This window comes from Nocardia sp. NPDC060259, from assembly GCF_042728775.1.
In the GTDB taxonomy this organism is placed as follows: Bacteria; Actinomycetota; Actinomycetes; order Mycobacteriales; family Mycobacteriaceae; genus Nocardia.
In genome coordinates this window covers 25,303-35,196 of the sequence record NZ_JBHXAY010000076.1, presented here as the reverse complement: position 1 = coordinate 35,196, position 9,894 = coordinate 25,303, and the positions used below count along the sequence as shown (strand labels likewise).

The window sequence follows — 9,894 nt, the reverse complement described above, 5'->3', positions numbered from 1 at the left end:
GAGTTTGCTGCGCAGTCAGTTCCCGGCCATCAGGCCGGTGATCGTCGCGACATCGGTGACCAGCGCGTTGCCCTGGAACGCGAACTCGTCGTACGCCCGCGCCATCGCCTCCTTGTCGCGCCCGCCGCAGGCGTCGCTGATCACCACTGGCACGAAACCCAGGTCGGTGGAATGGGCCACGGTGGGGACGATTCCGATCTCCAGGGCAACACCCGCGATGGCGTAGGCGCCGATCTTCAGATCGCGCAGCAGCGCGGCCAGCGGGGTGCCCTCGAAGGCCGACATCGTCATCTTGTCCAGCACCAGCTCGTCCTCGCGCGGCACCAGTTCCGGCACCAGCTCGAAGGCCGGGGTATCACGCTGGAGGATGAACTGCACGTCGTCGATGGATTCCGCGTGCTGCCAGCCCATCAGCAGGCGCATCGCGTACACGCCGGAGAGGCGGCGCGGCGGGAAGAAGTGCCGCAGGAAGATCACCGGATAGCCCGCGCCGCGGGCCGCTTCGACCACGCGCACTACCCGTTCGACGACCTCCTGGCCGTCGGGTAGCTGGCCGAGCACGCCGACCTGCATGTCGTAGACGATCAGCGCCATCCGGTCGGGCGCACACAGATCGCCGAGGTCGTCGGGAATGTCGAGTCCGTTGCCTTGTCGCACCGACGCCAGTGTAGGCGTCGATGCGAGGCGGCAATCAGATTGTCGCGCAGACTATTTCTGCGCCCACTGGGTGGTGCCGGGCGGCGCCATCAGTGTGTTGATCAGGTCCATGCCCGCCACGACGAGGGTGGGTCCACCCACGACGATGGTGCCGATGATGCCGCCGACGGAGGCGCCGGTGATCAGGCCGGGGAGGGCGCCGACGCCGCCTGCCGCCGCACCGACGACGAGGCCGATGACCGCGCCGATCGCCATGCCGACGAAACTGCCGATGGCGGTGGCCAGACCGAAGGTCGACGCGAAGTTGGCCTGTGCCGCATAGTTTTCCGCGGGCGAGGCGACGGGCGTCAGGTTGGGCTTGGCCGCGGCGACGTCCTTGACCGCGGTCAGTTCGAGCACCCGGTTGTCTTCGCGAACCGTGTGCGGCAGCGGGTATTCCAGGCTGCCGTCACGCACCGAGAGCGGCAGTGAGACCAGGGTCGCACCCGCCTCGTCGCGAATGTCGACGGTGCCGCCGTTGATGGCGAAGGTGCCGTGGGTGAGGGTGGTGACGACTGTGTTGCCGATGAGTTCGGTGCGGTACTCGACGTCCGGTGTAACCGGATCGGCGCTTGCGACGCCCGTGCCCACCAGCGCTACCGCGAGGACCGGAATGGCCGCGGCGGCGATCTTGCGGATGATCATGTGAACGGTTCCCATCTGGTTCATCAAGTGACGTGCCCAAACGAAAGGCGCCGAGATCGCGGCTCCCCCCGAGAAGCTAGCGACGGCGTGTAAAGCGGTTGTCCAGCTCGATTCCGATCTGAACGATAGCCTGCTCAGCGGTTGCGGAACAGCGAATTTCGATATTAAACCTAAGATTCTCCATCCGTTTTCGCTATGGCGAACCGTGGGCGGCGACTACCGGATGATGTTGATCGCGCGCGCGATGATCATGCCGCCGATGACCAAGGAAGTGATGGATTGCGCCGTCATCATCATCTTGCACCAGCGCGACAGCGGCAGGACGTCGGCGGGCGCGAACGAGGCCGCGTTGGTAAAGGCCAGGTAGAGGTAGTCGAGATATTCCGGGCGCCAGTCCTTGCCGCCGAGCTCGGGGTCCTGCATCTGCGGAAAGATGAAGTCCGGTACAGGTTCCCGGCCGGTGGCGCGCGCGGCCGGACCGCCGCGATCGAACTCCCAGTACCAGAGCGAGAAGGCGATGACATTGGTCGCCCAGATCAGCGCCCCGCTACCGAGCAGCGTCCCGGCACCCTGGTCGCCGCCGGCGAAAATGGCCTGCAACAGCAGCAGCGCCGACACCGCCGTGGCGAGGCTGATCAACCCGGCCAGCAACAGGCTCAGACCACGGATCCACGGTTCCTCGCGATCCATCCGGCTCGGGTTGGCGATGATCAGCACCAACAGCACACCCAGTTCCAGGATCGGCAGCAGCCACGCGGGCGAGGGCAGCAACTCGCTGGGCAGCAGCACCTGCACCACCACGATCCCCAGGATCGCGGCGGTGGCGGACAACCGGGATTCGCCCTCGGAAGGCCGTTGCCAGGCGGGTACCGCGCGTTCGCTGTCGGTCACGCCAGCCAGTATCGCCCGCTCACCGCCCGGCGCGTGGGAGGCCGCGCGCCGGAGTTCAGAGCACGGCGTTCAGCGCGATCGCGCCCGCGCACACCGCGACAACGACACCGAGCGCGATCGCGTCGCGGCTGGTCGGCGAGCTGGGATGCGCGGTGAGCATGCCGGTGCCGCCGCGCGCGGTGATCGCCTCGCCGAGTTCGCCTGCGCGCCTGGTCGATACGGCCATGCACGCGGTGAGGATGTCGATGAGCGGGTTGTTGTCGGCGGCGCGGTGCAGCAGGTTGTCCTTGGGCCGCAGTTTGCGGGCCGCGCGCAGCACCCGGATCTCATCGAGCAGCAGCGGCAGCCCGCGCAGTGTCAGCGCGACGACCACCGCCCACTCGTCCACCGGCAGGCGCAGCTTGCGCAGCGGCGCACCGAGTTTCGCCAGCGCTGGCGCCACCTCGCCCATCGGCGTCGTGTACGCGATCAGGAGTGAGGCGGCCACCAGCACCAGGCCGAACACCACCACCTGCGTATACACGAGGACCGCCTTCATCCCGGTCGGCGCGTTGATCAGCCCGCCGAGCAGCACCAATCCCCAGAACCACCACGGCAACCGGGGCAGCGCGCCCAGCGGCAGCCGGGCCAGGACCGCGATCACCACCAGGAACGCCACCATCACCCCGAGCACCGGCCACATCGGCCGGAACATCAGCAGCAGGCTGATCAGGAAGGCAGCGATCATCTTGGTGCCCGCCCACAGCCGGTGCACGACACTGTCGACGGGGACCTCACGCAGCAAAACGGTACTCATCGCACGACCCCGCTTCCCGGTTCGTTGTGCGGCGGATTGTCAAGGCGCCAGACGGTTTCCGCGCGCCCCGGCAGCATCGGCGCCGGGTGCGCGCCGACCGGCCGCCGCGCGTTCGCTGTCTCGACGATGACGCCGGCGTCCAGGTGCACCGTGCGGTCGCACACCGCGGCCATATCGGCGACATCGTGGGAGATGACGATCAAGGTCTGACCCGAATCCCGCAGCCTGGCGAGCAGTTCCACGATCTCGGCACGGCCCTGCGGATCCAGCCCGGCCAGCGGCTCGTCGAGCACGACCACCTGGGGATGACTCGCCACCATCGCCGCGAGCACCACCCGCTTGGCCTGTCCGCCGCTGAGCTCCTCGACCGAACGGGCGGCGAGGCGGCGATCCAGCCCGACCGCGTCCAGCGCCCGGCCGACCGCGCCGGAGCCGGTCGCCCGCCCGCCCCAATCGGCGATCTCGGCGCCGACGGTCTGCTTCTGCAACTGCAGCCGGGAGTGCTGGAAGGCCAGGGCCACCCGGCCGATCTGCTTGTCGACCGGATCGCCGCGCAGCTCGCAGCGTCCCGAGCTCGGCGCGATGAGACCGGCGATGATCCAGGCCAGCGTCGACTTGCCCGAGCCGTTGCCGCCGACGATCAACAGGGCCTCGCCCTGGCGCACCGACAGATCGACGCCGTGCAGGGCGGGCGCCTCCCACGGCGTGCCGCGGTTGTAGGTGTGGCGCACGTCGGCCAGCTCGAGGATGGGCGCGCCCATCGGGCTGCGGCGCTGGTCACCCGCGGGTCGCGGCCAGCTGGCGAGGTGGTCGACCATGCGGCCGTTCGCCAGGTGGATCACCCGGTCGGCGGCCTCGGCGTCGGCTTCGTGATGGGTCACCAGGACGACCGCGGTGCCGTGCCTGCGCGGCAGTTCGGCCAGCAGGGCGACGAGGTCGCGGCGGCCGTCGGGATCGATCATGGAGGTCGCCTCGTCGGCGATGAGCAGGGCGGGGCGACGGGCCAGCGCGGCGGCGACGGCGAGGCGCTGCTGCTGGCCGCCCGACAGCGTGGCGGTCTCGCGCCTGCCCATGCCGTCGAGGCCGACCTCGGCCAGCAGCGCGTCGACATCGACCTCGGCGGCCAGCTCCGCAGCCAGCCCCCACACGACATCGTCGGCCACCGAGACGCCGAGCGTCTGACTCTCCGGCCGTTGCAGCACCAGTGCGGTGCCGCCCAGTTCGCCGAGTCCGGCCGAACCGGGCCTGCTGACCGCGCCCGATGTCGGCGGCCTGCCGGCGAGTACCCGCGTCAAGGTCGACTTTCCCGAGCCGTTGTGGCCGACCACGGCGACGAACTCGGCCGGATGGATCGTCAGATCGATAGCGGAGAGCGCGTCGGCGGTGGCGCCCGCGTAGCGATAGCCCGCGCCGTGCAGGGTGACCGGGAGCGGGCCGACCGGGCGGTCGTCGTCGGGTGCGTCGAGGCGGTCGCTGCCGGGCAGCCAGGCAAGGCGGTCCAGCACCGAACCGAGCACATACCAGGACACGATCGTGCTCACCAGCACGCCGAGGGCGACCGAGGCGCCGAGATAGATCCACCACCAGCGCAGCACCGCGGCGGTGGCCTCGGCGGCGGCCCGGCCCAGCGGTTCCAGTGCCGGCTGCCTGGCGGCCAGGTTCTGGATGCCCTCGGCCGTACTGCTGATCGCGTCGAAGAACAATTGCCTGGTGCGTGCGAAGACCAGCAGCATGCCCACCGAGAACAGTCCCCAGGCCACGGCCGCGACGACCGCCAGCGCCAGTACGGCGGGCAGGCCGCCGCCGCGGCGCTTCACGATGCCGATGATGCCCGCGACGGTGGCGGCGCCGAAGACGCCGAGCGCGGGCATGAGGCCCGCCGCGACGAAGGTGACCAGTCCGGCGGCGATGGTGGCGGTGACCAGTGCGCGCAGCCGATAACGGTGGGCCAGCAGACCCAGCGGCACCGCCGCGACCAGTTGCAGGGCCGCGGCCATCGGAACCAGGGAGCCGACGGTGATGAGGCCGACGGTCAGGCCGGCCATGACGGCGCCGGTGGCCAGCTCGATGGGGCGCAGGGGTCCGCGGGGCAGGTCCGCGGGCTTGTCTCTCACTCGTTCAGTCTGCCAGGGGTGTATGTGGCCGAGCTGTGACGTTCTGTGGCGATTGTGTGAGGAACCTGCGGAAACATCGGGGGTGACAACCCGCCGGGAGCGCGAGACGCTCCCGGTGAGCCAGGCGTCAGGCCGGGGGCACTGTCAGCCAGCCGCCCATCGCGACGGTGCGGAAATGAGTTGTCAGGGTAGGGGTTTCGTCGATGACGTGCAGGGCGATCGCGGGATCGGGGGCATAGTCCATGACCCGGTGGGGCAGGGCCACCTCCCAGGCGCCGCCGAGGACGGAAGCGGTGCTTGGGCAGCAGATCATGGGTTTTCCCGCGAAGATCGTCGCGATGGGGGAGTGGGCGTGGCCGGTCAGGATGCCGAGAATGCGGGGGTCACCCGCGACGACGGCGGCGAGGCGGCTCGGCTCGGCCAGGGCGATGACGTCGACGATCGGGCTGGCGACGGGCTTCGGCGGGTGATGCAGGGCCAGCAGAATCGGGCCTTCGGGCGGTGCGCCGGCCAGGGTGGCGCGCAGCCAGTCGTAGGTCTCCTCGGCCAGCAGGCCGCTGGATTCGCCGGGGATGCTGGAGTCGAGCATGATCACGGTGAGTGGGCCGACGCGGTGGACGCTGTTGATCGGAGCGGTCGAGGCGGGTTCGCCGAGAAGGTCGGTGCGGAAGGCGACGCGGTCGTCGTGGTTGCCCGGCAGCAGGTAGACGGGGATGTCGGCCCGCAGGGCGAGGCGGGCTTCGGCGTACTGTTCCGGCTTGCCGGAATCGGTGATGTCACCGGTCACGAGGATGACGTCGGGCCTGCGGGGAAGGTCGGCCAGATAGGCCATCACTCGTTCCACGCGTTCGGTGTTGCGCGGGGTGAGGTCGAAGTGGGTATCGCTGAGCTGAGCCGCCAGGATCATCGGCAGTCGCTTTCTTCTCTGGGATCGCTCCGTTGCGTCAGAGTGCGCCGGTATGAGTCATCGGCACCTCTCAAGGCTAGATGACCTGCGCTTATCCGTCTTCATGAGGCGTGCCACGGACCGAAACCCAATCGGTGGTCTGTGTCATCGCTCACGCCTGGAGATCTGCCGTTCCGCTGCGCTCGGCGAGTTCTTGTAGTACTCGCAGGAAGGTGCGCCGGTCCGCGTCGGTGAGGTCGGCCAGCAACCGCTGTTCCTGCTCCTGGATGTCGTGCTGGGCGCGGTCGCGCAGGCGCGCGCCGTCGGGCGTGAGCTGGACCAGATTGACCCGCCGGTCGGCCGGATCGGGTTCGCGCCGGATCAGGCCGCGGCGCTGCAGGTCGTCGAGGACGGGGATGATCCGGGTCTTGTCCGCGCGGACCGCCTTGGCGAGCGCGGCCTGGGTGTAGACGGGCTGTTCGCCGAGGCCGAGCAGCACCACATAGGCCCACATGGTGAGTCCGTGCCGGTCGAGGACGGGCCGTTCCGCCTCCGTCAGCGCGCGGCCGAGCGGCACGAGCATGGCCGCGAGGTCGGGGCGGGTCGCTTTCGGCATGGTCGAAATCTACCGGGGAGATCGTCTTGGTAGATCATAAGCGTATGCATACGATCTACCTATGCATACTATTTTGGAAGATCAGGCGCTCCTCGCCCGGCACCAGCGCGCCGTCCGGCTGAGCGTCGACGCGGTCGAGGCGGCGGTCACCGCCCCGCTGACTGTCGAAACACCCTGCGCGGGATGGGATCTGCGCGCCCTGCTCGAACACATGGGCACGCAGAACCGGGGCTTCGCGGCCGCGGCGCGCGGCGAGGACGACCCGGCGGTGTGGGAAGTCCGGCGCGCCGCCGACCCGGTCGGTGACCTCCTGCGCTCGGCCGACGAGGTCGTCGCCGCCTTCGCCGCACCCGGCGCGCTCGCCCGCACCCTGGCCCTGCCGGAGATTCCGCCCGGCCACTTTCCGGCCACGACCGCCCTCGGCTTCCACCTCATCGACGGCGTCGTGCACGCGTGGGATGTCGCCCGATCCGTCGGCCGCACGGTCGACCTCGACCCGGACCTGGCCCCGACCGCCCTGCGCGTCGCCCTGGCGGTCCCCGCCGGCAAGTCACGTCAGCGCCCTGGCGCGGCCTTCGCCCCTGGGCTCGATGTGCCGGACGAATCGGCGACCCTCGACCGCATTCTGCGCGTCCTCGGCCGTTCGCCGGAGTGGCGGCCGTCCCGTCATCCCGGCTGATCCCCGAGCCATTCGGCGCCCCAGCTGCCACCGGGGTGTCGAGTGGTGGTCGCCATGCCGGGTGCCGCCGGGCTGCGGTGGCGGACGCCGACGGGGACGGCGGGTACCCCGCGTCTGGCCGGGTGGCGGCGCCCCGCCCGAATGGCCGACCATAGGGAGATGACGCTCAGTACCGACCAGGCCGATGTGTTCGAGGCCTCCCGTGGCCGCTTGGAGGCGATCGCCTACCGGCTGCTCGGCTCGGCCGGTGACGCCGAGGACGCGGTGCAGGACACCTACCTGCGCTGGCACGCGGCCGACCGGGAACGGATCGAGACGCCGGTGGCGTGGCTGACGAAGGTGCTCACCAACATCTGCCTCAACCAGCTCACCTCGGCCAGGGCGCGGCGGGAAACCTATGTGGGACAGTGGCTTCCGGAGCCGGTCCTGGCCGGTGACCGCATGCTCGGCCCGGCCGACACCGTCGAGCAGCGTGAATCGGTGTCGCTCGCGATGCTCATGCTGATGGAACGGCTCTCGCCCAACGAGCGCGTGGTGTACGTGCTGCGCGAGGCGTTCGGTTATCAGCATCGCGAGATCGCCGAGATCCTCGACATCGGCGAGTCGAACTGCCAGCAGATCTACCGGCGGGCGAAACAGCACGTCGGCGGGCGGTCCCGCGTCACGGTCGACGCGGCAACGGCCCAGCGAATCGTCGAGGAGTTCCTCGCGGCGGTCCTCAGCGGTGACACCGATCCGCTGGTCCGGCTGCTCGTCGACGACGCGGTCAGCGTGGCCGACGGTGGTGGCCGGATCCCGGCCCGCAAGACCCCGGTCCTGGGCGCGTTCGGCATCGCCCGCTACCTCAGCCACGTGTTCCGCCCGACCCCGGCCAAGCGGGCCTACGTCGGCGGCGCTCCGGTGTTCTACGCGTGCGTGGTCAACGGTGTGCCCGGCGCGCTGGCGCTGGTCGGCGACCAGGTCATCGCCGTCGTCGGCCTCGACGTGACGCCCGAGGGCATCGCGGGTGTCCAGATCCAGGTCAACCCGGAGAAGCTGGCTCGCATCACCCGGCAGTGGACGGCCGAGGGGCCGCACACCCCGCTCGATTTCGCATGGTGACCCAGATCACAGCCAGGTGATGTCAGGGTTCGCGCGCCTGTCCGGTTCAGGAGGGGAGTCCATCCCGATAGGAGCGAGCCATGAAGCACCGCATTGTCGTCCTCGGAGCCGGGTACGCCGGAGCCATCGCCGCCGGACGTCTGGCGAAGCGGCTGCATCGCGACGACGTCGCGATCACCGTCGTCAACGCCGATCCCGACTTCGTCGAGCGGGTGCGCATGCATCAGCTCGCGACCGGCCAGCAGCTGCGCGAGCACCCCCTGCGTGAGGTGTACGCGGGCACCGGCGTGCAGGTCGTGATCGACCGGGTCACCGCGGTCGACGCCGAGCGCAAGCAGGTCGCCCTCGCCGACGGCGCGACCATCGCCTACGACACCCTCGTCTACGCGCTCGGCAGCACCGGCGCCGATCAGGGCGTTCCCGGCGTCGCCGAGCACGCCCACAGCCTCGCCGGGAAGCAGGCCGCGCTGCGGCTGCGTGCCCGGCTGGGCGAACTGTCCGCCGGCGCGCCGGTCGTTGTCGTCGGCGGTGGCCTGACCGGCATCGAAGCCGCCACCGAGATCGCCGAGGCCCGCCCGGATCTCGCCGTGTCGATCGCCGCGCGCGGCGGTGTCGGCGCATGGCTGAGCGAGAAGGCGCAGCAGCACCTGAAGAAGGTGATCGACCGGCTCGGCATCACCGTGCACGACCACGCCGACATCACCCGCGTCACCGCGACCGCCGTGGTCGCCGGCGCCACGGAGATTCCGTCCGCGCTGACCGTCTGGACCGCGGGCTTCGCGGTGCACCCCATCGCCGCGGCCACGACCCTGACGGTGTCGGATACCGGCCGGATCGTCGTCGACGCCACCATGCGCTCGGTCTCGCACCCCGACGTGTACGCCGTGGGCGACGCCGCCCTCGCCGACGGTCCCGGTGGCGTGCCGCTGCGGATGGCGTGCGCGACCGGCAGCCCGATGGCCTGGCGAGCCGGCGACGCCATCGCCGCGCGCCTGACCGGGCGACCGGTCCCCGACGAGCAGATCGGCTATGCCTTGCAGTGCATCAGCCTCGGCCGCCGCGACGGCATCGTCCAGAAGGTGACCTTCGACGATCAGCCGACCTCCAGCGTGCTGACTGGCCGGATCGGAGCGCGCATCAAGGAATTCATCTGCGCGGGCGCCGGCTGGAGCGTGGGCCACCCGACCCTGCTGATGCCGAGCCGTCGCCGGCGGGTCATCGCGACCGTCGCGCAGGAGGACCGGCGCGTCACCTCGTGACGGTCGGCGGAGTCGGTGACCCGGCAGTGTGGGCGGCCGATCGCTTCCCGGCTGGGGAAGGCAGCGAGGGCGTGGTGTCGCTGCTGGTCCGCCGCGGCCGGGTCGGTTCCCCCGCTGGATCGGGCGGCGCGGTCGGCCGGTCCGCCCGGCGCGGTGTGTCGCTGCAGGGCAGCTGAGGTCGGCGGGTCCGCCCGCTGCCGTGTGTCGCAAG

The 9,894-nt window shown here is 70.4% G+C and carries 11 protein-coding genes; 4 read left to right on the top strand and 7 right to left on the bottom strand.

Annotated elements, in window-relative coordinates:
* Positions 1–15: 15 nt before the first annotated feature.
* The 7 genes from ACFWF2_RS24160 to ACFWF2_RS24130 form a co-directional block, all read right to left on the bottom strand.
* Positions 16–657: a cysteine hydrolase family protein gene (locus ACFWF2_RS24160; protein WP_379309717.1), complete on the bottom strand. Its 642-nt coding sequence runs from the start codon at positions 655–657 to the stop codon at positions 16–18.
* A 51-nt stretch (positions 658–708) separates the two neighbouring features.
* On the bottom strand, positions 709–1,356 hold the full coding sequence (locus ACFWF2_RS24155; RefSeq protein ID WP_379309716.1) for an ammonium transporter: 648 nt from the start codon (positions 1,354–1,356) through the stop codon (positions 709–711).
* 201 nt (positions 1,357–1,557) lie between these two features.
* Positions 1,558–2,232, bottom strand: coding sequence for a hypothetical protein (locus ACFWF2_RS24150; protein ID WP_379309715.1), 675 nt, complete (start codon positions 2,230–2,232; stop codon positions 1,558–1,560).
* Between the two features lie 55 nt (positions 2,233–2,287).
* Complete coding sequence (locus ACFWF2_RS24145; RefSeq protein ID WP_379309714.1) at positions 2,288–3,028, bottom strand: energy-coupling factor transporter transmembrane component T family protein; 741 nt, start codon at positions 3,026–3,028, stop codon at positions 2,288–2,290.
* Positions 3,025–5,073: an ABC transporter ATP-binding protein gene (locus ACFWF2_RS24140; protein WP_379309720.1), complete on the bottom strand. Its 2,049-nt coding sequence runs from the start codon at positions 5,071–5,073 to the stop codon at positions 3,025–3,027. The genes ACFWF2_RS24145 and ACFWF2_RS24140 overlap by 4 nt, the downstream gene beginning before the upstream one ends.
* Before the next feature lie 196 nt (positions 5,074–5,269).
* The gene (locus tag ACFWF2_RS24135; protein ID WP_379309713.1) at positions 5,270–6,049 is read right to left on the bottom strand and encodes a metallophosphoesterase; all 780 of its coding nucleotides are present in this window, start codon (positions 6,047–6,049) and stop codon (positions 5,270–5,272) included.
* A gap of 151 nt (positions 6,050–6,200) precedes the next feature.
* Positions 6,201–6,644, bottom strand: coding sequence for a MarR family winged helix-turn-helix transcriptional regulator (locus ACFWF2_RS24130; protein ID WP_379309712.1), 444 nt, complete (start codon positions 6,642–6,644; stop codon positions 6,201–6,203).
* A 61-nt stretch (positions 6,645–6,705) separates the two neighbouring features.
* Here ACFWF2_RS24130 and ACFWF2_RS24125 point away from each other — a divergent pair, with 61 nt between their 5' ends.
* From ACFWF2_RS24125 to ACFWF2_RS24110, 4 genes are all read left to right on the top strand, one after another.
* Complete coding sequence (locus ACFWF2_RS24125) at positions 6,706–7,323, top strand: TIGR03086 family metal-binding protein (RefSeq protein ID WP_379309711.1); 618 nt, start codon at positions 6,706–6,708, stop codon at positions 7,321–7,323.
* Between the two features lie 159 nt (positions 7,324–7,482).
* Positions 7,483–8,424, top strand: a complete 942-nt coding sequence (gene sigJ, locus ACFWF2_RS24120; protein WP_379309710.1) for an RNA polymerase sigma factor SigJ — start codon at positions 7,483–7,485, stop codon at positions 8,422–8,424.
* An 80-nt stretch (positions 8,425–8,504) separates the two neighbouring features.
* Positions 8,505–9,683 (top strand): NAD(P)/FAD-dependent oxidoreductase, encoded by a 1,179-nt coding sequence (locus ACFWF2_RS24115; protein WP_379309709.1) that lies wholly within the window; start codon positions 8,505–8,507, stop codon positions 9,681–9,683.
* On the top strand, positions 9,680–9,859 hold the full coding sequence (locus tag ACFWF2_RS24110; protein ID WP_379309708.1) for a hypothetical protein: 180 nt from the start codon (positions 9,680–9,682) through the stop codon (positions 9,857–9,859). Before ACFWF2_RS24115 ends, ACFWF2_RS24110 begins: the two co-directional genes overlap by 4 nt.
* The last annotated feature ends 35 nt before the right edge of the window (positions 9,860–9,894 follow it).